A 24,304-nucleotide genomic window follows, 5' to 3' on the forward strand; every position below is an offset into this window, starting at 1 on the left:
GCCGCCATTGGCGGGGCAAACCTTCACAAATTACTTCTTCACATCATTGAGTTCATCGTTATAGCTTTCCCGCGTCACGCATACGCAGAGAATGGTAATCAGCGCCATACAGGCAAGGAACAGCGAGATAGGCCACGACTCGCCGCCGGACCACACCAGCAGCAAAGTGCCAATCATCGGCGTTAAGCCGCCAACAATATTCGCCAACTGGAAGCCTAACGACACGCCGGTATAGCGCACGCTGGTGTCAAATAGCTCCGAAAAGAAAGCGGGTTGAACGCTGAACATCATCCCCAGCCCAATGGAATAACAGAAGGTGGTGGCGAACATAAACATTTTCACCGAGCCAGAATCGATCATCCAGAACAGTGGGAAGGCAAAGATCAGCGTGATGGCAGCCCCTGCAAGATACACCGGGCGACGGCCAATTTTATCGGATAGCCAGCCAAAGAATGGGAAGGTAAAGATACCAACGAAGCTAGCTAACAGTAGGCCATTTAGCGCCGTTTCACGGGTGAAGTTCAGCTCTCTGGTGACGTACGACATGAAGAACGCCACCGTCAGCCAGCCCAGCACAATCTCCCCCATGCGCATGCCCATCGCCAGGAACACCGCTTTGCGATGGTGCTTAAGCACGGCAAGAATCGGAAACTGTTGTTCCGCCGCTTTCGGCGCGTTCTGCTGCTGTTTCTGATTTTCCTGGAATACCGGCGTCTCTTCAATGCGCGAACGGATAAACATGCCGACAAACAGCAACGCGATACTTAGCAGGAAAGGCACGCGCCAGCCCCAGGACATCAGGTCATCTTCCGGCAGCATCACCACCAGCGCAAAAACGGCAGTCGCAATAAACAATCCAAGCACGTTACCTAACTGGACAAAAGTGCCAAAAAAGCCACGACGATTGCGTGGTGCATATTCGGTGATAAGCGTGGTCGCCCCGCCCCACTCGCCGCCGATGGCGAATCCCTGACAAAGACGCAGAAAAATCAAGATCAGCGGCGCGGCGTTGCCGATGGTGTCATAGCTGGGAATTAAACCAATGCAGAACGTCGAAATTCCCATAATCATCAGCGATAGCACCAGCGATTTTTTACGGCCAATTTTATCGCCGTAGTGGCCAAAAACGATGGCCCCGATGGGTCGGCTCACAAAGGTGATCGACAGCGTCAGGAAGGATACCAGCAGCGCCATCAGCGGTGAGAGATTGGGGAAAAAGAGCGACGGGAACACCAGCGCGGCGGCGGTACCGTAAATAAAAAAGTCATAGAACTCGATGGTTGTGCCGGATAAACCCGAGCCTAGCACAGTGATCAGCTTTCTTCGTTCATGCTTTTGTAGCGATGTTTGTTCGTCTTTTGCAGGGGCAATGGCTGGCGAGGTAAGCATAGTCATCATTAAATCCTCTGTCCTGAATCATTATTGTTAAATCGGGCGGCGCCTGGCTAACAGCAGTGGCGAAGGGAAAATCGCCAGCAAGCTAACTCGAATTAGCTAATTATAACAAGATACAGAGATTCACAACGTGAATGCTAAAAGAGTGTGACCCGGATCGGTTAAATTTTAACACTCATGCAAATCACCGTTGCCGGTAAGACGATCTAAAAAATGACATAACCCATTAAAAATAAATGAAATGTCCGTTAATTAGTGATCAAGAATAACCAACCCACTTCTCTTCACCCTTTTTTCCCCACCTTCTCAACGCTTTTACAGGCATTTATCCCCCACACTCAGAAAAAATTAAATAAAAATTTAAATATCAATAACTTAACAAAACAATATTGATTGCCATCACAAAATCCCGGTAAAGGGTTTGTCCCTGTCTTTTTTTTACCCTAATTTGCTAATTCGAGTTAGCTAATGAAATCAGCAACCAAAGAAGCGGCTGATACGGCACGAAACCATGCGCAGCACGATGAACGATAACTAAGCTACCTATCCCCTACAGGAGAAATTCACATGTTGAATTTAACGTTACCCGCGGAAGCCGAGTTTATTACCCCGAAATCAGGCGAAGTTTTGATGGTCACCAATGCGGATCTCCGCGAACCGGCTAACGTCACCTGCTGGCCCACGCAAAAATTATTTGAACAGCGTCTGGAAGCGGCGCTGGAAACATTAGGCTACCGCCTGCGCCGCGCCCATCCGGTCAATGAGAGCCGCGGTCACGGGTTTATCAGCAGCCAGAAGGAAGGTAGCGATCTGTTCGCCCAAATCGATCCGGATGCGCCGGTTATCATCCTGCTGACCGCCTGGCAATACTCTCACCATCTTGCCCCTTCGCTGGTGCATCATCGCGGCCCCATTTTGCTGCTCGCCAATTTCGATGGCACCTGGCCGGGCCTGGTCGGCATGCTCTGCATGGCCGGATGCCTCACCAGCCTTGAGCGTAACTACTCGCGGCTATGGTCCGAAACCTTTGCCGATGACGCGTTTATTCGTGGCTTAGAGACCTGGCTGCGCGATGGCCATCTCAGCCATAAGCTCGGCTATCTGCACCCGGTCGCCCCCAGCGCGCCGCTGCTGGCCAGCGAAGCCGGGCAGATCGGTGTCAAAGTTGGGCAGTCGATCCTCAAACATAAAGCCATTGTCGGCCTGTTCGACACCTTCTGTATGGGGATGATCAACGGCGTGTTCCCGCAAAAAGCAATGATCGACGTGGGGATGCCGGTGGAGTCGCTGTCGCAATCGGCGCTGCTGGTTGAGATGAATAAAGTACCGGCCGCCCTGCGCGAAGCCTGCCTCGACTGGTACGAAACCCGCGGAATGCAGTTCAAATTCGGCCCTGACAGCGCGCAGGATCTCACCCGGGAGCAGGTGCTGGAACAGTGCGCAATGATGATCGCTATGGCGCGTTTCGTGAAGCGATTCGGGCTGACGGCGGTTGGCGTGCAGTATCAACAGGGGCTCAAAGACAGCTGTGCGGCCTCTGATTTTGCAGAGGGTGCTATCGGCAACGCCGAACGCTTCCCGATCCCGGATGAGCACGGCGAGATTATCTGCCCTGACTCACCAATCCCCTGCATCAACGAGGTGGATATGGGCAGCGCCATCCCGCAGGTAATGCTGGCGAAGCTGCTCGGCGCGCTGGGTATGGAGAGCGAAACCACCCTCCACGATATCCGCTGGGGTAGCGAATACAACGGCACATTTTATTGGGATCTGGAGATCTCCGGCGCGGTCCCGTTCGCCCATCTGAAAGGCGGGATCGCCGGAGCCACCGGCTATCGCCAGCCGCCAATGTTCTTCCCCTACGGCGGTTCAACTATCGCCGGACAGGGCAAAGCCGGGCGCTTTATCTGGGCGCGCGCGCACTATGAAGGCACTCAGGTGATCCTGCACATCGGCACCGGCACCGCCGTCGAACTACCGCATGACGAATTCGAACGCCGCCGCAAGGCGACAAACTACGAGTGGCCGCTACTCAACGCCGTTCTCGACGGGGTTTCGCGCGACGATTTAATGGCGGGACACCAAAGCAACCATCTCAGTCTGGCTTACGTAGAGGAGGAGGTTTTATCCGAAGTGCTGAACGCCTTTATTGCCCAGGCGCTGACGCAAAATATAAAAGTCTTTATCGCAGGCGATGCTCATTTATTAATGAAATAAAAACTGATTCGCTTATGTAATTTTTACGTTGTTAGCGATCCTGGCAAACATCCGCTTAATTCGCCTCTTTATCGCCCATAAAGAGCGGGTCAACGCGCATCTGTCCGGGCGGGCCTTTTGCTTGCCCGGACGAGAGAGGATTATATGTATCAGCAGCAACATATTGAATTTATTATCCAAAAGGCAAAGAAACGACTCGACCTACAGGAAGCCCCCGGCTGTACCAAAGCGGGATGGCTCATGATCACCGCATTATTAATCGAGTCATGGGATATTTATTCCATGGCGTTTATTTTATTCGCCCTGAAAGACATTTATGAACCCAGCAGCTGGCTGCTCGGTTTTACCGCCGCCGGTACTCAGCTTGGCGCAGTTATCGGCGCGCTGCTCGGCGGCTGGCTGACCGACAAACTCGGACGGCGCAAAATTTTCCTCTGGTCGATGATTCTGTTCGCGATTTTCGCCGTTCTTCAGGGCCTGGCGCCCAATATGTACTGGCTGGCGATTATTCGCTGCCTCGCAGGGATCCCAGTGGGCGCGGACGTGGCCAACGGCTTTACCTACATCATGGAAGTCATGCCGAAAGGCAAGCGTGAAGTGATGGCGAACCGCTGGCAGTTTATGTTCGCGCTGGGGATTATCGCCGCTATCCTGCTGGTCACTGCTCTGGTCGCGCTTGATGTTCATCCGGATATGATCTGGCGTATCGTGCTGGCGGTTCCGGCCATTCCTGCCTGTCTGCTGCTGTTTATGCGTCGTGAGCTACCGGAAACTCCAGCGCGGTTTGTGGAACGCGGCCGCTTTATCGAAGCTAAAAAAGCCTCCCGCGAATATTACGGCGAACAAGATGGCCGCCTGCTGGACGACATTCTGCCCAACGAAAACGTCGCTATCGCCGACCCGACGCTCAAAGAGACGTTGCACGATCTGTTCCGCCGCCCGTTTACCCGCCGCACAACCCTGTTCGGCTGGTTCTCCTGCGCCGTACAATCATTTGAGAACTATGCCTTCTCGTTCTTCCTGCCGCTGATCCTCGTCACCATCGGTATTTCCGGGCAGATCCAGAACAACCTCGCTCTGCTGGCGGTGAACTGCATCGCCGCGCTCTCGGCGTTCGTTGGCCCACTGCTGCTGCCGACACTCGGCCATAAAGGGCTGAGCAAATACGGCTTCCTGCTGGTGACCATTGGTATCTCGATTTCGGCGTGGGGCGTCTATAGCAGCAGCTTCGCTTTTATCATCTTCGGCGCAGCGCTGATGCTGTGGGGCCACTACTGGGACTCTGAAAGCGGGATGACGGTGATCTCTCTGGTGGCAAAACCGCGCTACCGCGGCGTGGCTTCCGGTATCGGCTACACCATCGTCAAGGTCACCGCCTTCGTCACGACTCTGGTATTCCCGGCCCTGTTTGAGGCAGTCGGCGTGCCAGTCGCCTCAATGATTATCGCTATCGCGCCGTTCTGCGCCTTCCTCGCCTCCATTTTCCTGCTACCGGAAGTCTTTGGTCATGCGGTGGGCGACGAAAACGATCAAGAACATGACGCCAGCCCGGCAATCGCCCTGCAGGGTCATGAATCCCCGGCCTCAACCTCTAAACATTAATCGCCCGGGCCGCAGGTGCGGCCCCCGCTGAACACATAAAGGAAGGAATCAGATGAACAGCACAAAAATGCCCGTGATTGAAAATATCGAACTGATGACCGCCCGCGTCCCGCTGCCGGAAGGTCCGTGGGGGGATCAGATTCACCACGTTACCGATATCGAAGTGGCGATTGTTGATGTCTACGGTTCAAACGGCCACGTCGGTACCGGTTTTAGCCACACTTCCGGCTGGTGCGGAAAAACCATCTCCGCGCTGATTGCTGAGATTATCCCGGACGTGATCGGCCAGCCGCTCTCGCCGCGCGGCCTGTGGCATCGTTCATATAAACATATTCACGACGTCGGCGGCGCAGGCGTCACCACCCATGCTCTGGCGGCGCTGGATATCGCCTACTGGGATCTGTTGGGCAAAACGCTTAACACGCCAATCATCGACATTATTGGCCGCGTGCGCGATCGCGTTCCGCTGTACGGCAGCGGCATCAACTTGCATCTGTCTATCGAAGAAGTGATCGACCAGGTCAAACGCTGGAAAAGCACCGGCTACCTGGCGGTGAAAGTGAAAGTCGGCAAACCGACGCTGGAAGAAGACGTGGAGCGCCTGCGTAAAATTCAGGAAGCGGTGCCGGGATTTCCGCTGGCGGTGGACGCCAACCAGGGCTGGAACTTCCCGCAGGCGCTACGCGCGTTCAAGCTGTTCGAGCCGCTCAACTTGTTATGGATTGAAGAGCCTCTGCCCTCCGACGATATCACCGGCCATCTCAAGCTTCGGGAACGCAGCACTACGCCTATCGCGCTGGGCGAAAACGTCTATAACTTAAACCAGTTCACGCAATACATCGAGAGCGGCTGTGCGGATTACATCCAGGCGGATCTCGGACGCGTCGGCGGGATCACTGGTTATCTGGATATCGCCGCCGTCGCCCGCGCGCACAACCTGCCGATGACGCCGCATTTTGTCATGGAGCTCAGCGCCAGCCTGCTGGCGACGGTACCGAATATCTCTTACGCCGAAATGACCGACGGCGGACGCTGGAAAGATCTGCGCATTATCGCCGAAGCGGGCGAAGAGGTGGACGGCTACTACGTGCCGAGCGAACGACCGGGCCACGGCATCATTCTCGATCGTGACTATCTCGCAACACACAAAATCTAACCACTCAGTGATGGGGAAAGGACAATGGAAGACACGTTATTCTCAGTTAAAGACAAGGTCATCATCGTGACCGGCGGCCTTGGACAGCTGGGGGCGCAGTACGTGAAGACCTTACATGAGCGCGGCGCAAAGGTGGCGGCGCTAGCCACCCGCGTCGATGCCGCACGTATCGATCGCGTGCTGGGGGCGATAAAGGACTCCGACCGCCTGCTGTGCGCGGAAGTGAATATTACCGACAAAGCCAGCATTAACCGGGTTCTTGATAGCATCGAAGCGAAATGGGGCGTGCCGGATGGTCTGGTGAATAATGCAGGTGTTGATACCCAGCCCAGCGCGCCGCCGGAAGTTTCCGGCCCGTTTGAGGAGTTTCCGGAAGAGGTATTCCGCGAGGTGGTGGAAGTGAACCTGGTCGGCACCTTCCTGATGACCCAGCAGGTTGGCAAGCGCATCAAACAGGCCGGCAAAGGCGGCTCGATTATCAACGTCGGATCGATCTACGGCGTGGTCTCCCCGGTGCAGGATATCTATAGCTACAAAAAAGAGGACACCGGCATTCCGTTCGTTAAACCAGTAGCCTATTCGGCGGCAAAGTCCGGGCTGTATAACTTTACCCGCTACTGCGCCACCTACTGGGGCCGCGACGGCATTCGCGTCAACACCCTGACCCTTTCCGGCGTTGAGCGTAGCGACCAGGATCCGCGTTTTCAGAAAAACTACACCAACCGCATTCCGATTGGACGGATGGCAAAACCGCATGAGTACAACGGTGCGGTGGTGTTCCTGCTCTCCGACGCGTCGGTCTATATGACCGGCTCCAACGTCGTCGTGGATGGAGGCTGGACCGCATGGTAAACGATAAATGGCAGGTTTTTCGCGGCATTATCTCCGCCGTGGTGACGCCGATGCATGCCGACGAATCGGTAAACTATGCGGCGCTGGACACCCTCGCCCGTGCCCAGTTGGCGCGTGGTGTTGAAGGCTTTTACTGCTGCGGCTCCTCCGGGGAGGGGCCGTTACTGCGTTTCGATGAGCGCAGGCAGGTGCTGGCAACGCTGGTACAGGCGACGGAGGGCAAAGTTCCGGTAATTTCCCACGTCGGAACGCCCCGCACCCGGGATGCCGTCGAGCTGGCAAAAAGCGCCGAGCAGAACGGGGCCAGCGCGGTATCGCTGGTTCCTCCCTACTACTACAAATACAGCCGCGAGGAGATTATCGCCTACTACCGTCGGGTACTGGACGCCATTTCGATTCCGGTGATTTTGTATAATATTCCGCAGTTTACCGGCGTCGAGCTTGACCATCATACCGCCGAAGCGCTGCTCGGCGACGAGCAGGTACTGGGGGTTAAACATACTTCGCATAACCTCTATTCGCTGGAGCGGATGATCGCCCGCTATCCGGACAAAGTGTTCTTTAACGGTTTCGATGAGATCTTCCTTTCCAGCCTCGCGGCGGGCGCGACGGCCACAGTCGGCACCACGGTCAACCTCCAGCCGGAGCTGTTTCTCGCTCTGCGCAGCGCGTTTAAGCAGGGCGATATCGCCCGGGCGCAGCGCTTACAGCAGCAGATTAACGAAGTCGTGGAAAACCTGGTGGCGCGCGGCGTGTTCCAGTCGGCGAAGTATCTTGCCGGTAAAGAGACTGTCGATACCGGGCCAACCCGCGAGCCGTTTGTGGCGCTGACGGCGGCGCAGAAAGGGGAACTGGATGAACTCTATCTGCGCTTACGGGGGTATATCGCCGATGCCCGGCAATGACAGGCTATGTACCCAGAGCCGCCTGAACGATAGCGCCGTTTGCCTGCAGGTGGCGCTATTTTTACAGGAGACCGAAGGCGATGCACAGACCCGGGGGCTGGCGATAGCGGTGGTGGGGCCGGAGGGCGAGCTTATCGCCTTTGGCGCACACGCTCGCTGTCCGCCGCTGCCGCGTCAGCTGGCCCAACGCAAAGCCTGGACAGCCCTGAGCTTTCGCCGCCCAACGGCAAGGCTTGCGGAAGAAGTCAGCGTTGGTAGCCTACGGCTGGAAGTATTTAACGACCGGCAACTGCTGGCAATGCCGGGCGGTGTGCCGGTGATGCTTGATGGGCTGGCGATAGGCGGCGTCGGGGTTAGCGGCCTGCTGCCGGAGTTAGACGCCGAGCTGGCAGCACAGTTTGTTCAGCGGCTGATTGCGTAATCGTTCCCGGAGGCGGTACTGCGTACCTGTCCGGGCTACACGTCATATGTCAGCTCCGACGCTCTTTTCCCCCTCTCCCTTCCAGGGAGAGGGCCGGGTTGAGGGTCTGTGCGCGCTCCGCTCTCCACCGCCAGGAAAGCGTCCACACTCACGCTTAACCGCACTGCTTTTCCACCGACAAAGGGCGGTGAATCAGCGTCATCGGCACCGTGATCTTCACGTCGGCATTCTCGCCCTGCAGCTTCTGCTGCATCAGATGAAACGCGTGCTGGGCCCAGGCGTCCTCGTCCTGACGCATCGACCACACCGCATTCGGCAGGAAACCTAACATCTGATGTTCATCGAAGGTCCCTATTGGAATATCCGACGGAATAAAACCATAGGTTTCCCGCAGCGCGCTTAGCGTCCCCTCCAGAATCGGCAGCGATGAGGCGATAAACGCCTTCGGCGGCTCCCGATGCTGGCGGAGAAAATCGAGCATCAGCTGTTTACCCTCTTCCTGACGGTTATGGCTGGCCGATAAAATCCACTCTTTCCCGGCTGGCAGCTCGCTAAGATAACCCTGCAAACGGCGCTGGATAGACGGCTGCTGGGTATCCCCGGCGATAAAAAAAATCGGCGAGACGTCTACAGCCTGAGTCATCGCCTGCACCAGTTTTTTACTGCCGTTGTAGTTATCACTCACCACCAGCGATACGTCGCTCTCACCAAAATCGCGGTCGAGCAGCACCAGCGGCCGCTTGCGCGCTACCTTCTGATGATGCAGCTGTGTCTCCCGATTAGAAGGCACGACAAATAATCCATCAACATTGCGCGCCAACAGCCCTTCAACCAGGCTGTTTTCATGCTCGCTGTCGCTGTAGGTACAGGCGATCATCAGTTGATACCCTGCCTGGCGGCAGCAGGCTTCCAGCTTTTCCGCCAGGGTGGAGAAAAACAGGTTCGACAGGCGCGGGATCACCAACCCTAAGGTCTCGGTTTTATTGAGCTTCAGACTGCGGGCGATGTGGTTAACGACCAGCCCGTTCTCAGCGATATAGTCATTAATACGCTGCTGCGTTTTGGCGCTGATGCGGTACTGCTCAGCTTTACCCCCCAGCACCAGCCGCACGGTAGTAATCGAGATTTCCAGCGCTCTGGCGACTTGCTCAACAGTTTTGGCCATAACATCATTTTCCATAACGAACAGAACTGCTTAATCATAAACTAATTCGAGTTAGCAATACATTAGATGGGCTGTTATTTTGAACAAGGCGTCGACCTGCTGAGGCAATGACGTTATCGATATACAGTGGCGATCGCCTTATCCTCCAGCACTGACTTTGATAAATGTGCCGGAGGGAATGATTTCCGCGTTATTTCAGCGCGTTACTTTCCAGGTTTAACATCTGCGACCCAAGTGGGGAGATCCCATGTCCCACCCATGCGTAAATATCGACACATTCCGGTCGTCGCTTCGCGGCTTTTGCGGAACGTTGTGCCATCCCACACCCAGTTTGCCATTCCCCAGCAATCACCGAGGCCGCGCCCTTTCTGGCCCAGAAAAATCTCACCCTCGCCATAATCAGAACCAGAGATAGTGATGAGCTCCGGTTTCCCCTCAAGCTTGCTGTCAATGACCCAGTAACCGTGCCCCGTGTTATATGCCGCCCGCCAGCAAGGCGCAGAAATCAGCGAGTGGGCGTCATCAAGCGGCATCAGACTGATAATTTCTGCCTCCTGCCCCTCCTCTGGCTGGATGAGATCGCACCAGTCATCTTTGTTCAGCGTTGCCAGTAATTTTGGCTTCAGCACCGCCAGTTCAGGCGCTGTCAACGCTCTTTCCTGAGCCTTCTCAGGCTTAACCTGGTAAATCACTGGCGCGGGAACGGCGGCCCGGACGCTGCTCTCCGGTTTATCACCTTTTTTGGTCAGCGCGCCCGGCGTACCGATTCGCCCCTGAACATCGTCCATTTTCAGCAGCACCGCATAAGCGCCATCGCCGGAGAGCACAAACGGGTCCGGACCGCCTTTAAATTCAATTTTTCCACTGCCTTTGACCGCATTGATGATTTCGACAGTTTGTTTGTCCGACAGTGGCCAACTCTCTTTTCCAGGCTTCACTTCGCCCGCTGGCTGGTCATTGATCCACAGCGTCAGCTTGTCAGGATAAACATCGCTATCGGTAATCTCCGCCAGCATAAGTTCCCCAGACACCGCAGTCCCCGCTCCGGCCTGACGGGTCAGCAGCACTGAACCACCAGCACCTTCGTCGGGACTGTATCCCGCCGCCCGGCAGGTCAGCGTGTTATCACAGACCACTTCCCAGTCTTTATGGCTGAATGAAACGCCGCTTTTTTCCGCCAGCGCGGGGGCGCTGAGTACGGCTAATGTCAGTAGTCCTGCCCTAATTCCCTTTTTCATACCATTTCTCCCTATCGGATAATTTTCCGTAGTCTGAACAATGCCCGTGACGGAGAGAAGTTTTTTCCCTTCTCTTTTATTCTTTTCAGACAATATCAGAGGTTGCAGGTCCCTTTGTCCTTCATCAAACATTCTCACATCACGATCGGTCCAGAGTGTTGGGTGGGAATATATTCTTTGGCATCATCCAATATCATTTGATTATCAAAAAATATCATCCGGCGTGATGTTTAATCATCTTGTGATATTTCACTCTGTCGCCTTTTTCTGGTTGTTTTTATTCTCTCACTTCATCTTTCAAATTCATTTATGAATTGCGACATTTTGTTATTAACAGCGCCTTTCTGCTGTTTATGAATTTGGATTCACATTCGCTATCACGTTATAAATAAAATGAAGATATATAGATTTTTGTGCCTGTTGCCATTGTTATTTTTAGGGCTAGCGTGCGCCGCTGGCACATCCGCTATCGATAATTGTGAAGTGGGCTGCCCGACCGGCGGAAGCGCACAGACGCTGGTTCGCGAAGCCTATACGCTGAATAACAACAGCCGCAGCAAATTCGCTAATTGGGTGGCGTATAAAATCACCAAAGCCAGCCAGGCTAGCGGACGCTCGCGCAGTTGGAAGCGCGATCCGGATTTACCCGCCGCAGATACGTTAGCCCCTGCTGCCTATAAAGGGGCAAGCACGGCGCTGACGGTCGATCGCGGGCATCAGGCCCCGCTCGCCGGGCTGGGCGCAAGCGCGGACTGGCAGACATTAAACTACCTTTCCAATATTACGCCGCAGGAGTCCGGGCTGAATCAGGGAGCATGGGCAAGGCTGGAGGATAAGGAGCGCGCTCTTGCCGAGCGCAGCGACGTCACAGCAGTCTGGTCCGTAACCGGGCCGCTGTTCGAACGGCATATTGCCACCCTGCCCGCCGCGCCCGACGTGGAGATCCCTAGCGGCTACTGGAAGATTATTTTTATCGGTTCCAGCCCGGATAAAGGCGAATACGCGGCGTTTTTACTGGATCAGGCGACGCCAAAAAGCGCCAGTTTTTGTGATTATCAGGTAACGGTGGAAGAGATTGAGCAACGAACCCATCCGGCGCTCTCTTTTTGGTCTACCCTGCCGCCGGAGATTGCCCAAAGCCTGAAGACCCATAAAGGTACGCTGGCGAAGAAATTGGGCTGCTCTTGATTTGATATTTTCATCCTGATTCAGGTATTAAATTTGTATTATTGTTCGAGACTATTTTTTGGTTATTTAAGCAATATCAGGAAAGGTATTTACCGTTGGAGCTAAATAATCGGGTTACGTATTTCATTCATTCTTAACATGCGGTTAAAGGCGTTTATTATGTTCGATTAAATTCTGGACTTTGCGTTTATTACTGGTTAGGTTTACAGGTGTTATTTAGCGCGGTGCGAATGTGTTGGCGCACACCCGCACCGCTGATCACAATTACTATTTACAGAGAATAGCAACCATGACTGATATCGATTGTATTGTAGATTCGTTTGATCCTGAAGTGTCGCCGAAGAATAAGCGTCAGTTGACGGTGAGTTATGTGAGACGTTTGCCAGATCGTAGCCGTATTCCGGCGGTGATCATGAAAGGCGAGTGGCTAGCGGCGGCAGGATTTACGACCGGCACCAAAGTAGCTGTGCGAGTGATGAACGGCTGTATCGTGTTGACGACAATCGAGCCAGAACCGGAACTGGAAGCCGCGATGCGCAAAGTGGAGAAGCTGTCGGCCAGGAAACAGAAGCAGGTCAGAGAGTTTATCGGGGTTATTGGGGGACGGGGTTAGAGAGATTATTATCACAATGAGATTTCGTGTCTTATAGACTGAATGAGGAAACCGATCATGGAAACTTATCGACTACATCGCGGCAGGCTTATCGACCATATCCAGCTCATTGTAAATGATTTCGAGGCCAGCAAAGCGTTTTATACAGCCGTACTGGCGGTTCTTGAGATCCCTATCGTGAATACCTACGACGATTACTTTTGGGCTGATGAACTTGTTGTTTCATCAATAAAAAGTCCAGGGTCTGCCGGTAAACCGACAGGACGCCATCATCTGGCTTTCCAGGCCAGGGGCCGTGAAACGGTGGATGCTTTTTACCAGGCGGCGCTGGCACACGGCGGGCGTGATAACGGAGCGCCCGGAGAGCGAACCTATCACCCCGGATACTACGCGGCCTTCGTACTCGATCCCGATGGTAACAATATTGAAGCGGTTTACCACGGAGAGGCTGAACGCAGTGCGGAATCAGTAGAGATTAGTTTCAGCCTTTGAGCAGGACGGCCTCTGGACAGGGGCCGTATTGGGCGGATGGCATTAAGTCAGACCAGGAATTCGCCATATCGAAGCCCTCATAATAATGAGGGCTACATAAAATTAATTCAGTGTTGTAGATTCATTACTTATTCATTTTATTAAGGAATAAATATGGGAGCCATTAACGAGATAGATATTGCAAAGCTGGTATTGCTACCCGCGATTTTATATGTGGCTAAAAAGATCATCGACTGGGCGGGAAAGGTGATGTCCAGCCCGCCAGCGAAGCGAATAATTCGCTTTGAAAAGGTTCCTATTGAAACAAAAATAGAGGTGCTGAATAAAATCGCGGAGATAGCAAACGCTGAAATACTCGACACCAAGATCTCAAGGACGCATCAGACGGTACAAATAAAGTTTTTGTATGAGCAGATCGGGATTACTCTCCCTGTCTGGCACGCCCATAAGCTGATAGCTTTTATCGCTGATAAAAATATCGGCTCATATGATGTACGATTAATGAGTTTCCTTAAAAACCCATCCTTATATCGTTGTGAAGAAAAGCATTTTTCTGTAGATGCTAAAAAAATAAAAAATTTCCACATCGTTAGCGGAGTTTTCTGGCTAATTTCAATAGTCATTTTTGCTTGCGCCTGGTGGACAACAATACAATCGTTACTGGCCAGCGGGGGCGTAAATTCGGTTATCGCTTTTTCACTGTTTTACTTTATTTCCGCTATTGTGGTCACTGGCTTTATCTTTAGCCAGATTGGGGATACCTGGCAAAGCACCAGATTCGCCAGGCTGTTTGAAAGGTGGTGTGAGGATGAAGCGTAGGTAGATAGTGTTGAGGGTGCTGTGCTAACCACATCGGAGCCAGAAGAACAGATACCTCAATAGGAGGTTTTCAAATGATGAAATGCAGATACAAAAAAGATTTTTAGTGGACTGATTGGGTGATTTGGTGCGAAGACCGCACCGCAATTTACGCCATAACCAATTGAAATTAATTTGTTTATAAAAACAAGAAACCACATTGTATACTCACATGTATACTCAACGCGATTCCCTGAGAATACATCTAGCTAAAAACTACTCTTCATCTTCTTCCACAGGCTCCAGCGCGTCAAGTACGACTCGTACCATGGCAATAGAACCAATACGGATAAAAGCATCTTCTCCATCTTCGTCGGTTAACATATAACGATCTGTGGTTTCAGGCTCGCAGTCCAGTTTGTCAAAGAACGCATTCAACTGACAGATATCATCCGCCTCTTCGTTTTGCGGCGCATCAGGCTCAACACTCAGCGGAATCACAGGGCCACCGTTCACCAAGGTGATATGGACATTAAAATAATCGTCTTCGTAATCATCATCTTCTTCAGCAACGATTGGCGGTAGACCATCAGACAAGAACTGGTGAAATACCACTTCACGCATATTTAACGCATAACGATACTGATCCGAGTCAAAGACAAAGAACCGCTCTACATTCGGGCTAGCTGTTTCCTGAAAATAATAATAAAACCTCCGCTTATCAGCAGCAGAAATGGGCAACAATAAATAATCCTGCTGCCCATGTAGCCAGAGTTTTACGATCCAGAGACCGCTATCCATTTCAATACCGCTTGTAGCTATCTCCTCAAGATCATCATCGGTTTTACGGCGCTTCTTGTGAAAGTCGTTAATCAACCGATCGCTTTCCGGGAATACGATGTTTAAAGGCTTATCCAAAGCATTGCATATTGCCTGTGCAGTGCCCAGCTTTGCTGCGACCTTTCCGGTTTCGATGCGTTGGATTTGCTGTTGGCTGGTGCCGACCATATACGCCAGCTCGCGCTGCGTAATCGACAGTTGAGTACGAAGCTGTTTGATGTTGTTCTGTAACATGGCATCACTCTTCTCATGAGGTTGATGGCTGACATTAAAACACAAAAACGCGTAAATACACATAAACGTGTTTTCAGATAGGAATTTGTCATAAGTGTGGAAGATTTAAAAGGCCATCACCCAAAAGAGAAGACCTTTTACACTTACTTAGCAGCCAGCATCCCCGGATAGTGTTGGGCGATGATGTCATTCAGCTTATCGACCAGTTCCGGTCGCTTAAAAGTGATATGTGCCGTTCCCTTCTGAAAGTATTTGATGGCAAACATCTCGTCCTCGTAACGATTGCTGTGCCTGTTCTCATGGATATGATCGCCGAGTCGACGAGTGACGTCGGCACGGTTGTCGGGAACTGGTTTCCCGTCCAGAAGCATCAGCATACGTTCAAGATCCGCTAACCGGTCACGTTGCCAGCCCCAGTTAAGCCCAAATCCCCAACGGTCGAATTTGACCAGTCCCGTCACAATGATTTTCGCGCCAAACTTACAGGGGCTGTTCGTCCTATAGTCCCAGCTTAAGCCTTTGAACACATTGATCACTCCGCGCTCAAACACCGCCCCCTTGTTCAGATGCAGTTGCTCAAAGGTGCTCATAATATTCTCTTCGCTGACAGCCGGAATGTCGTCCTTTTCCAGGCTGTTGTACCACTGCTCACGGGCTGCAGCATCCATCAGACTGAGCATCCCTGACTTCTTCATGAGGTCTCGCCATATACCGCGATCGAGATTGCGGGTAATGGCTTTCATCGCCACTTCTGGTTTTTCCATCAACCAGCAGCCGCAACGGAAGTTCTGCTTCATCGCCCAGTCCAGCGCGGTTTTTCCGCCGATACTGTGGGTCAGCGTTGAAATATCGTCAAGCTGCTGTATCAACGTTTCAATCTGCGCCAGCGCGGCATTACGTCCGGTGACGATGCGCTCAATGCTGGTGGAACAAATCACGTCGGTGTGACCGGTTAATACTTCGGGTGCGGTGAGAGTAAGTTCTGACATTGTTTATTTCCTTTATATAAAGCAAAGCGCCAGCCGATGAGGGCTGGCGCTTGTATGTGCGTGATGAGTAGGGTGCGAAGGCTAATCTGTACCGGCCTGTTGCAGAAGCTGAAGATGACGAAGATCGCGAACATCCCTGAGCGCCTGTTCAATCCATGGCAACAGCGCCGCTGAATCTGTGTTGTTTTCATTGTTATCGAAGATGATGTTGTCCTGCAGCCAGTCGATCAGAATATTAAGGGCGGTTTCAGTGGTTAATGGTGGCATGAAAATACCTTGTGATTACCGGGGATGCATCACCAGTCAAAGGTGGTAAAGCCGGGCAGCACTTCACCTGAAGCATCAAAGTGGATGATGTCAGCGGAATAGCGACGCATAAGCGTCACCACTAACCGGCGACAGGCCTTTGATAACCCCATTCGCTTCAGCTCCAGGACCGGGTATAAGCGGGCGTTCAGCCTGAGCAGATAGCCGTAGCCGGTGTACAATATCCAGTCGCTGTTGCTGCCGTCATGTCGCTGAAGAGAGGTCTGGTCCAGAATAGTGTTATCCTGACGGGTAATATGCGCGGTACTGCACTGGATGCCGTTAATGCGCGTGACAGGCGGCAGTGGATCTTCAACAACCAGCTTCCCGGGCTCGTCAGCAACGCGAAGTGAATAACCGTTGTCACAGACCACATCAATCAGCGCAGCCAGTTCGATACCGTCGATATCGACGGCGATCCGGCCCATGTTGAGGGCCAGTACGTTGAGGGTATCGGCCTCCACGGTGAGGGACAGCTTCATGGCTGCACCTCACGGTATTTACCGGTGGTGATGTCGGTCACCGTTCTGTAGTCATTGCGGGTCATCAGCCCGGTGGCTTTGCGGGCGCGGAGAATATCGATACTGCTGATAAGCGGCGACTGTGTTTCTGCGCTGAAACCGGGACGATCGGTGCGCACCAGATCGTACTTTTCCACGATAACATTCACGGCATCGCACAGTGAGATACCCGCGTCGATATGCTCCTGAATCACGCCATCGTGACCAAATGGCGTGTCGTTAAGCGTCAGACCGTAGTGACGATCCAGCAGGTGACTCAGAAGCTGCTGCCAGATATCCACCTGTGACGGGCGTGGCGAAGCCTCCTGCGTGGAGGATAGCGGTTGGGTTTGCATAGTGGGATCTCTTTGTTGATGGGTTAAAACAAGGGAAAGTCGTGCGAAGGTTTACGCGGTTGCTGCAGGCGTTGGATAAATCGCAATATAAATGTAGCCATGCGAGCCGAGTGAATCGGCTTCGCAGGTCAACCCTTTTGCGTAGAGCGTAACGCCGTGCTGATGGTGAGGATTGAGTTCACCGGAAACCAGCATCAATTCCAGCTGTTTGAGTAGTACCGGAAAGGCCTGGTCAAGATGGCGTAAATCCGCCTCGCTGAACTGACCGGTGATGCTGGCGCGGTCGGCGAGATAGTGCACCTGGTTGCCCTCCTGCACCAGTCGTGCGCCAAAGCACGGTGTGACGGTGGGCTTAAGGCCCCACCAGGGTTCAGCGATATCGTGGTTTACTGCCGGTATCTCATTCGACAATTTAGCTTTCCTTAAATTAACGTTAATTGAGCGTGACACTGCGCAGGACGACATACGGGCCGCTGCGGTCCTGACGGCGCTCTGCAAAGACGGCGAGTACACCGCTGATATCCTGGACTTCCCGCCCGGTATAGTGGCAGACGCTGCCGGACCATTTGTATTTGCCTGTACAGAAGCGAAACAGCCGGGACTGCGGATACTGGCGGTATATCGCCATCGCCTGACGTTTACTGATAATTTTCATCGGGTTATTTTCCTGTTGTGCTATAGCCAGCCACGCTCTGCAAACGAGGTGATTTCCATACCACCCACCACCAGGTGATCCAGCAGACGGATATCCACCAGTTCCAGCGCCCGCTGAATACGCATAGTGACCTGACGATCGGCCTGACTGGGCTCCGCCTCCCCGGAGGGATGGTTATGTGCCAGCACGGCAGCTGCTGCGTTATACCTGAGACCGGATTTCACCACTTCGCGGGGATGGACCTGCGTATGGTTGATGGTGCCGGTGAAGAGGGTTTCGTGGGCTATCAGGCGATGCTGGTTATCAAGAAAGAGGACGGTAAATTCTTCCCGCTCCAGTGACGCAAGCTGCAGACGTAGCCAGTCGCGGACGGCATGACTGGAGGTAAATGGCGCGCCTGGCTCACGTAGCTGGCACGCCAGCAGGGTTAAGGCTTCCCGAACCTTCTGCTGGTCGGCAGGGGCTAATTCACGGGCAAACAACGGTAACTGTAGTTCCATAGCGGCTGACCTCAGTCGATGATGTGCATGATGGCGTTGCATTCCGCGTGGTTGAGCGCGTAGTCCCGCAGACGGTAATAGTGCTCTGTCATGGCGTCGCATTCAGTGCGGCTGGCGTGATGGCTGTAGGCAATGAGGCAGACCGCAATCCCGGCAGCCTCTGCGCTCATCTCCGCGTCATTTCCGTTCATAGTGTTAAATAGCGACCAGAGTTCATCACTCTCCGCGTCCGGTGCCATAAATGCGCCGCCATTGCTCAGCGTATAAAACTGCCAGATACCCCCGCAGTAGTCTGCGCATAAGCGGTCCATCCACGCGAAGATGGTCGGCTCAAGGATTATCCACTGCGGTATGCTGCCGAAGTACTGCGGCCAGAAGCTGATGCGGTTCTCATCGGTGACCGGTGTGGCGACAATCTGCTGCAGAGCTGCAACAGGAACGGTTGCTTCAGGGGTAAACAGTGGCTGTGTTTTGTCGGTCATTTATCTATTCCTCATTGGGGTAGTTTAGGAGCATAAAAAAGCGCCACAGGCGGTGAGCCCGGGCGCTGTCATTTATTTCATGCGCTATTGCTGATTTGTGTCGCGCGGTTCAGGGGGATACTTAATATTGGGGCACCCGGCCTCAGATCGGGAAAAACAGATGTGTCATATAGCCGTCGCTAACCTCCGTACCGGCATTTTTTTATCGGTTTCTGACGCCGTGGTTGACCTGATAGCGGTTAAACCACGGCGTTGGCTTCAACATTCCACGCTCCCCAGATCAACTGATTATCGCTGTCGCGAATGGCCAGTCGAAAGTGTGTCCCCTGGTCATCTTCAATCGCGACGTTCTGGTACGCCGCCACGATGACCTCAGCCTGCCTGTGGGGAAACGCGCCTTCGGGCAGTAACGGACTGTCGGTGTTGTGCATCGTCATCTCCTGATAAGCGTCATAAAACAAAATGCCCCGCTCAGTGTGCGGGGCATCAATGGGTGACGTATGTGGCGATGCGTTGCAGTATCTGCTCTATCAGCGCTGCGATTAAGGCACCTGCGAGCAGGGCTGCCGTCTGTCTGGCGATATAAATACTGTCCTCGTCGTAGCCTTTTTCGCGAAAATGGTCTTCCACAAGTTGTTGTGCTTTGCTGCTGGCACACCACGTCAGTGCCCGCTCCAGCGTAGCGAGCAGTATTTTGAGTAATGTCATTGAGTCAGTCTCAGGGAACCCGGTGTGGGGTATCGGCGTATACCCCACACCGGGTTAAGATGAAAGGAACGGATTACCCGGCGGTGAGCGTTGTACAGCCGGACATATCGGCAAGGACTTTGTGGACGTTGCCGGTTGAAGGGGCAAAGTGCCCGACCTTGTTATCGTTGACGTAAATATCAAATGAGGTTGCTTTGCTGATGGCCTCAATAAACGACAGCCAGTCGTTGTCACCGTTACGCCAGCCCAGGGATGACGGCAACGGATACTGCTGGTCACTCGTCACAACGGTCATGACGGTTTTTTCATCCTGTGAATCAGCTTCTGTACCGTCCGGCAGGGTGAGCATGACGTGGTGCTGCAGGATATTCTGGTCGTCAGGGTTGCCGGTACAGCTCAGATTCAGCATCACCTTTTCCGGACTGGTGATGATGTATTCGGTGACGCCCATACCAAAACCGCTACTCCACATATTGGGGACTGCCTGTGCGGTTATGGTAAAGGCCATTAATCCTGCGGGCAGGATGGTGTGAATAAATCGCATGGTGCTGCTCCTTTAATTATCAGGGGTAACGATTGCCGGGTCCGCCATGTGCTATACAAGCTGTTTGCTCACGATAATCAGTCCCGCCAGCCAGCCAATGCACTGCGGTCCCACAAGCCAGAACAGACGGGCTTTGAGCAGACCGGTCATCCTGTAGTGGATCACAAAATCAGGACACCGGGATAACCTGTTTCCACTTTTCTTCATGTAAGCAAGGCGGTAAACCATCGTTGTTCGTGTGAGGTCGATAAACGTTGTAATAACCATTAATCCACTGGCTTATATCGCGTACCGAATGGCTAAAATCACCATAACCACCTTTCGGAAGCCATTCACTTTTAAGGCTGCGAAAGACTCTTTCCATCGGCGAATTATCCAGGCAATTCCCTCTGCGACTCATACTTTGCATTACCCCATAACGCCAGAGTAACTTTCTGTATTTATTGCTTTTATACTGAACACCTTGATCTGAATGAAACAGCAGGCGGCCATCACGCGGTCGTGTTTCCAGTGCATTACGCAAAGCCCTACACACCAACTCAGCATCAGCGGTTAATGAGAGGGCTGAACCGATAATCCGCCGTGAATATAAATCAACAACGAGCGCGAGATAACACCATTTGTCCTGCAGGCGAATAAAACTGATGTCGCCGCACCAGACGCGGTTTGGTGCGGCGGGGTTAAATTGCCGGTTCAGTAAATTTGGCAATGGCGGACTTTTGTCTTCGTTTACCCGGTAGTGATGTTTAACCGGCTGTCGACTTGTCAGCCCGCATTCCCGCATCAGTCGTCGTGCCAGCCACCGGCCTGCATCAACGCCACTCTGGCGCAACATCTGACTGATTGCCCGGCTACCGGCTGCGCCACGACTGAGAGCATGGAAAGCCCTCACCCGACTTCGTAATTCAATTCTTTGCACATTAACAGGACGCTTCACCTGCGCGTAATAAACGCTACGGTGAATACCGAATAAATGACAAAGAACCCGCACTGGCCACTTTGCTTTCAGCCGTGTGATTAGCGCGACGGCTTCCCGGGGATTTCGCTCATCAGCACGGCAGCCTGCTTTAGTATTTCTTTTTCCATCTCAAGGCGCTTTATCCGCGCTTTAAGCTGCTGAATTTCGCGTTGTTCAGGGGTAATAGCATTACCAGCGGGCTCAATACCCTGAAGTTCCTGCTTATACAACCGTATCCATTTACGCAAATGGTCAGGGTTGAGCTCGAGTGCCAGCGCGACTTCTCTGACATCACGCTGGTATTTAACCACCTGTTCGATAGCTTCAAGCTTGAACTCCGGGGAAAAGGTACGTTTAGTCCGACGAGTTTTGATCATGCATCACCTCATTTTCACTGTTTTAACATTAACAGGATTTCGAGGTGTCCTGAATTACCGATCCACTACACACCTAATAAGAGCGCATTCCCGGAGACCATCTGCGGCAGTGCGCTAAGCAGCGCTTCAATCCTGAATCTGTCATAGCACCGGACGGAATCCACAAAACGGGATCTGAACAGCGCGACGTACAGGTCCGCAATCACGCTGGCGGACATTTCTGCAAGGGGCCGGATTTCCCCGCCTGCACTTATAAAACGTTTTAGTTCACCATTTCGCTTCCGGGTCGTTTTCGTCGAAAACGACTCTTTAATTCGGTAAACCTCAGGCGCCTGGCCAAAGGCCGGAATGGAATTGAGCACGCATCCACGAAGGACCGACGAAAGTCGGTTAGTTTTCGTCGGGAGAATCACCTTATGTTCGGGAGCCGCAGGCAGAATGATTTCGTCATAGGATATGGGATAATCCTGCCAAACATTCAGGCCGGGATATTTTTTATTCGTCACGAAATATGCGGCAGTGATATCCCCATTGTTTTCGGTATGCCAGAAATCGAATGTTAGTATTTTTTCGTCCATAAAAAAGCGAACAACGTCTGGGTGCATATTCACACTGCCACCGTACTTCAGGTATGTTTCCTTGTAGAGGTCAAAATCCGAAGGTACCCATCCGCACAGCGCATGCTTTAATTTCATGTTTAATCACCCTTTATGCCGAGGTAACTATCGGTATTTTCGTCAGAAATAATCAGATAGCATCAGGTCCGTCTTTGTGTGCGCCGTCCGGGGCGATAAAAGCGAAGTAAACTGGCATTTCCATGACCGACTGCTGGTAGTAAAAAGCCGAATACTAATTCGGTAATATAGCGTTTACCAATTTACTGATCGTAGCCGGCTTAATTATGCTGTTATGAAGCTTATTCGCATAGTCAAATGTCCATGCTTCGCGGCTAAGTTCAGCTCTGAAAATAAACCATGACGTAGACCCTTATAGAAGGACGCCCCGGATAATAGGGTCACGCTATCTTTGCTGAGCGAGCGCGGTAGCGAATCCAGGACGCCTTCTTTATTCAAGGCTAATTCAATTTACTTTTATAGATCTGAACCAACTCGGTTATCATTTCGCGACACAGGATAGATGTCATCAGATGATCTTGCGCATGTACCATCACAAGCGTCATCGTAGTTTTCCCCATTCCTTCGTCTTCTTCAATCAGCTTAGTCTGTATGGCATGCGCTTCTTTACCCGCTTCAGCGGCCATCTCAAGTAATTTGCTGGCATGATCAAAATCACCTGATTTCGCATGATTTAATGCTTCATAGCATAAACTTCTTGAATGGCCGGCATTAACAATAATACCCATAACGACTTCTTCGGTATCTAACATACTATCCTCATCAAAATCCATTATTCACGGAAACTTCTGCAAACCATTCACCGCTCTGTTTCACGGTGCGAACTTGAGAATCCAGGTCCAGGCTAATGAAACCATATCGGTTTTTGTAAGCATTCATCCACGACCAGTTGTCAATAAAGGTCCATAAATGATATCCCTGGCATTGAGACCCTTCGCTAATAGCACGGTGTACCCACTTCAGGTGCTCCCGAATAAAATCAATTCGGTAATGATCTTTTACCTGCCCGTCATCAGCAATAAATCGGGTCTCGTTCTCAACACCCATGCCATTTTCAGAAATATAGCAAGGGATATTTCCATAGTTATCGCGTAGGTTGATTAAGATATCGTAAATACCCTGTTCATAAATTTCCCAGCCACGATATACGTTCATTTTACGGCCAGGCATTTCATAGTTTTCAAAAAACCAATCGGGCATGAACGGTGAATCAGGATTGATCATCGTTGCCCTGGCTTTGACTCTTCGCGGTTGGTAATAGTTAACGCCGAGGAAGTCAACCTTACCCTGCTGGATGATTTCCAGGTCTCCACTTTCGTATTCTGGCAACTGATCGTAGGTTTTTAAAATCTCTATTAGTTCGACCGGATAGATACCATTTATTGCTGGCTCCAGGAATGAACGGTTGAAGAATAGGTCAGCAATAAACGATGCTTTCAAGTCCTCTTCATTATTAGACCGAGGGTATGAAGGCGTCAGATTAAGCACTATGCCAATTTTACCGGACAGCCCCATGTCTTTATACGCTCGTACCGCTTTACTGTGTGCCAGCATGATATGAAACGCAACTTGCGCCGCGCTGCGGAAATTTACATTATTCGGGTAGTGGAAGTCGTATAAATATCCCCCTTCCACAACGACAACCGGCTCATTAAAGGTAACCCAGTGCTTAACTCTATCACCAAACAGTTCAAAACAAACTTTGGCGTAGGTTTCATAGGCTGCAACCGTTTCCCTGCTTTGCCATCCTCCTCGCTCCTGCCAGTATAGCGGCATGTCGAAATGGAAAAGCCCGAAAATCGGTTCAATGCCATTTTCGATTAAATCATCAATGACATTATTATAAAATTCGACGGCTTCCCGGTTGATTTTTTCGCCATCCGGCATCAATCGGGCCCAGGAGATAGATGTCCGGAAGCTGTTATGTCCAATACGCTTCATCAACAGAATATCTTGATGATAATTCTTGTAAAACGTGGATGTTTCAGCCGGACCAATTTGCTCATGAAATCTGTTCGGCTCAAGATTATACCAATGATCCCATATGTTTTTTGCTTTTCCATCGCCATCAACCGAACCTTCTGATTGCGTCGCAGATGAAGCGCTCCCCCACCAAAACCCATCCGGGAATTTATATTCCATACATCACCTCATGACTTAAAATATTTAAAATTAACG

General features: G+C 52.1%; 28 protein-coding genes and 1 pseudogene. 10 read left to right on the forward strand and 19 right to left on the reverse strand.

What is annotated here, in order from left to right; all coding sequences use genetic code 11:
• Nucleotides 1-30: 30 nt before the first annotated feature.
• On the reverse strand, nt 31-1,395 hold the full coding sequence (locus tag AC07P6_RS26635; RefSeq protein ID WP_112216418.1) for an MFS transporter: 1,365 nt from the start codon (nt 1,393-1,395) through the stop codon (nt 31-33).
• Nucleotides 1,396-1,962: 567 nt separating this feature from the next.
• Between AC07P6_RS26635 and AC07P6_RS26640 the strand changes: the two genes are divergently transcribed.
• The 6 genes from AC07P6_RS26640 (at nt 1,963) to AC07P6_RS26665 (ending at nt 8,548) form a co-directional block, all read left to right on the forward strand.
• Nucleotides 1,963-3,612 (forward strand): signal transduction protein, encoded by a 1,650-nt coding sequence (locus tag AC07P6_RS26640; RefSeq protein ID WP_478315064.1) that lies wholly within the window; start codon nt 1,963-1,965, stop codon nt 3,610-3,612.
• A gap of 144 nt (nt 3,613-3,756) precedes the next feature.
• Nucleotides 3,757-5,214 (forward strand): MFS transporter, encoded by a 1,458-nt coding sequence (locus AC07P6_RS26645; RefSeq protein ID WP_478315065.1) that lies wholly within the window; start codon nt 3,757-3,759, stop codon nt 5,212-5,214.
• A 52-nt stretch (nt 5,215-5,266) separates the two neighbouring features.
• Nucleotides 5,267-6,370: a mandelate racemase/muconate lactonizing enzyme family protein gene (locus AC07P6_RS26650; RefSeq protein ID WP_478315066.1), complete on the forward strand. Its 1,104-nt coding sequence runs from the start codon at nt 5,267-5,269 to the stop codon at nt 6,368-6,370.
• Nucleotides 6,371-6,394: 24 nt separating this feature from the next.
• On the forward strand, nt 6,395-7,222 hold the full coding sequence (locus tag AC07P6_RS26655; protein ID WP_434660352.1) for an SDR family oxidoreductase: 828 nt from the start codon (nt 6,395-6,397) through the stop codon (nt 7,220-7,222).
• Entirely contained in the window at nt 7,216-8,127 is a 912-nt protein-coding gene (locus tag AC07P6_RS26660) for a dihydrodipicolinate synthase family protein (RefSeq protein WP_478315067.1), read from the forward strand. The genes AC07P6_RS26655 and AC07P6_RS26660 overlap by 7 nt, the downstream gene beginning before the upstream one ends.
• Complete coding sequence (locus AC07P6_RS26665; RefSeq protein WP_478317100.1) at nt 8,114-8,548, forward strand: GlcG/HbpS family heme-binding protein; 435 nt, start codon at nt 8,114-8,116, stop codon at nt 8,546-8,548. The genes AC07P6_RS26660 and AC07P6_RS26665 overlap by 14 nt, the downstream gene beginning before the upstream one ends.
• A gap of 154 nt (nt 8,549-8,702) precedes the next feature.
• On the opposite strand, the gene AC07P6_RS26670 is transcribed toward AC07P6_RS26665, so the two are convergent.
• Together AC07P6_RS26670 and AC07P6_RS26675 are read right to left on the reverse strand one after the other, a co-directional pair.
• Nucleotides 8,703-9,713 (reverse strand): LacI family DNA-binding transcriptional regulator, encoded by a 1,011-nt coding sequence (locus tag AC07P6_RS26670; RefSeq protein ID WP_478315068.1) that lies wholly within the window; start codon nt 9,711-9,713, stop codon nt 8,703-8,705.
• A gap of 203 nt (nt 9,714-9,916) precedes the next feature.
• Nucleotides 9,917-10,951, reverse strand: coding sequence for a DUF1176 domain-containing protein (locus AC07P6_RS26675; RefSeq protein WP_478315069.1), 1,035 nt, complete (start codon nt 10,949-10,951; stop codon nt 9,917-9,919).
• 483 nt (nt 10,952-11,434) lie between these two features.
• Between AC07P6_RS26675 and AC07P6_RS26680 the strand changes: the two genes are divergently transcribed.
• From AC07P6_RS26680 to AC07P6_RS26695, 4 genes are all read left to right on the forward strand, one after another.
• Nucleotides 11,435-12,139, forward strand: coding sequence for a DNA/RNA non-specific endonuclease (locus AC07P6_RS26680; RefSeq protein WP_478317102.1), 705 nt, complete (start codon nt 11,435-11,437; stop codon nt 12,137-12,139).
• A 289-nt stretch (nt 12,140-12,428) separates the two neighbouring features.
• Nucleotides 12,429-12,752, forward strand: coding sequence for an endoribonuclease SymE (gene symE, locus AC07P6_RS26685; protein WP_478315070.1), 324 nt, complete (start codon nt 12,429-12,431; stop codon nt 12,750-12,752).
• A gap of 57 nt (nt 12,753-12,809) precedes the next feature.
• Nucleotides 12,810-13,244, forward strand: coding sequence for a VOC family protein (locus tag AC07P6_RS26690; RefSeq protein ID WP_478315071.1), 435 nt, complete (start codon nt 12,810-12,812; stop codon nt 13,242-13,244).
• 153 nt (nt 13,245-13,397) lie between these two features.
• Entirely contained in the window at nt 13,398-14,063 is a 666-nt protein-coding gene (locus tag AC07P6_RS26695; protein WP_478315072.1) for a hypothetical protein, read from the forward strand.
• A gap of 255 nt (nt 14,064-14,318) precedes the next feature.
• Here AC07P6_RS26695 and AC07P6_RS26700 read toward each other — a convergent pair whose 3' ends face one another.
• From AC07P6_RS26700 to AC07P6_RS26775, 16 genes and pseudogenes are all read right to left on the reverse strand, one after another.
• On the reverse strand, nt 14,319-15,116 hold the full coding sequence (locus AC07P6_RS26700) for a helix-turn-helix transcriptional regulator (RefSeq protein WP_047684029.1): 798 nt from the start codon (nt 15,114-15,116) through the stop codon (nt 14,319-14,321).
• A 143-nt stretch (nt 15,117-15,259) separates the two neighbouring features.
• Nucleotides 15,260-16,105 (reverse strand): DUF4942 domain-containing protein, encoded by an 846-nt coding sequence (locus AC07P6_RS26705; RefSeq protein ID WP_047684026.1) that lies wholly within the window; start codon nt 16,103-16,105, stop codon nt 15,260-15,262.
• A gap of 81 nt (nt 16,106-16,186) precedes the next feature.
• Entirely contained in the window at nt 16,187-16,372 is a 186-nt protein-coding gene (locus tag AC07P6_RS26710) for a DUF957 domain-containing protein (protein ID WP_047684023.1), read from the reverse strand.
• Between the two features lie 29 nt (nt 16,373-16,401).
• A complete protein-coding gene (locus AC07P6_RS26715; RefSeq protein WP_047684020.1) occupies nt 16,402-16,893 on the reverse strand; it encodes a DUF5983 family protein in 492 nt (163 codons plus the stop codon).
• A complete protein-coding gene (locus AC07P6_RS26720; protein ID WP_040246536.1) occupies nt 16,890-17,267 on the reverse strand; it encodes a TA system toxin CbtA family protein in 378 nt (125 codons plus the stop codon). Before AC07P6_RS26720 ends, AC07P6_RS26715 begins: the two co-directional genes overlap by 4 nt.
• 51 nt (nt 17,268-17,318) lie before the next feature.
• Nucleotides 17,319-17,678, reverse strand: coding sequence for a type IV toxin-antitoxin system YeeU family antitoxin (locus AC07P6_RS26725; protein WP_040246534.1), 360 nt, complete (start codon nt 17,676-17,678; stop codon nt 17,319-17,321).
• Nucleotides 17,679-17,700: 22 nt separating this feature from the next.
• Nucleotides 17,701-17,922, reverse strand: a complete 222-nt coding sequence (locus AC07P6_RS26730) for a DUF987 domain-containing protein (protein ID WP_040246532.1) — start codon at nt 17,920-17,922, stop codon at nt 17,701-17,703.
• Between the two features lie 20 nt (nt 17,923-17,942).
• Entirely contained in the window at nt 17,943-18,422 is a 480-nt protein-coding gene (radC, locus tag AC07P6_RS26735) for a RadC family protein (protein ID WP_040246529.1), read from the reverse strand.
• An 11-nt stretch (nt 18,423-18,433) separates the two neighbouring features.
• Complete coding sequence (locus tag AC07P6_RS26740; protein WP_134897158.1) at nt 18,434-18,904, reverse strand: antirestriction protein; 471 nt, start codon at nt 18,902-18,904, stop codon at nt 18,434-18,436.
• A gap of 202 nt (nt 18,905-19,106) precedes the next feature.
• Nucleotides 19,107-19,335, reverse strand: a pseudogene (locus AC07P6_RS26745) (DUF905 family protein).
• A gap of 55 nt (nt 19,336-19,390) precedes the next feature.
• Complete coding sequence (locus AC07P6_RS26750; protein WP_047684010.1) at nt 19,391-19,612, reverse strand: hypothetical protein; 222 nt, start codon at nt 19,610-19,612, stop codon at nt 19,391-19,393.
• Nucleotides 19,613-19,685: 73 nt separating this feature from the next.
• Nucleotides 19,686-20,156 (reverse strand): hypothetical protein, encoded by a 471-nt coding sequence (locus AC07P6_RS26755; RefSeq protein WP_094963531.1) that lies wholly within the window; start codon nt 20,154-20,156, stop codon nt 19,686-19,688.
• Between the two features lie 169 nt (nt 20,157-20,325).
• Nucleotides 20,326-21,491, reverse strand: a protein-coding gene (locus AC07P6_RS26760) for an IS3-like element ISKpn37 family transposase (protein ID WP_478315063.1) whose coding sequence is annotated in 2 segments (ribosomal slippage) — nt 20,326-21,227 and nt 21,227-21,491 — 1,167 coding nt in all. Because the reading frame shifts where the segments join, the coding sequence is not laid out codon by codon here.
• 65 nt (nt 21,492-21,556) lie between these two features.
• The gene (locus tag AC07P6_RS26765) at nt 21,557-22,186 is read right to left on the reverse strand and encodes a GNAT family protein (protein ID WP_228728080.1); all 630 of its coding nucleotides are present in this window, start codon (nt 22,184-22,186) and stop codon (nt 21,557-21,559) included.
• 380 nt (nt 22,187-22,566) lie between these two features.
• A complete protein-coding gene (locus tag AC07P6_RS26770) occupies nt 22,567-22,878 on the reverse strand; it encodes a PTS lactose/cellobiose transporter subunit IIA (RefSeq protein ID WP_049594032.1) in 312 nt (103 codons plus the stop codon).
• Nucleotides 22,879-22,888: 10 nt separating this feature from the next.
• A complete protein-coding gene (locus tag AC07P6_RS26775) occupies nt 22,889-24,268 on the reverse strand; it encodes a glycoside hydrolase family 1 protein (RefSeq protein ID WP_049594011.1) in 1,380 nt (459 codons plus the stop codon).
• Between the last annotated feature and the right edge of the window lie 36 nt (nt 24,269-24,304).

It is taken from the genome of Klebsiella sp. GFKo11 (assembly GCF_056490265.1).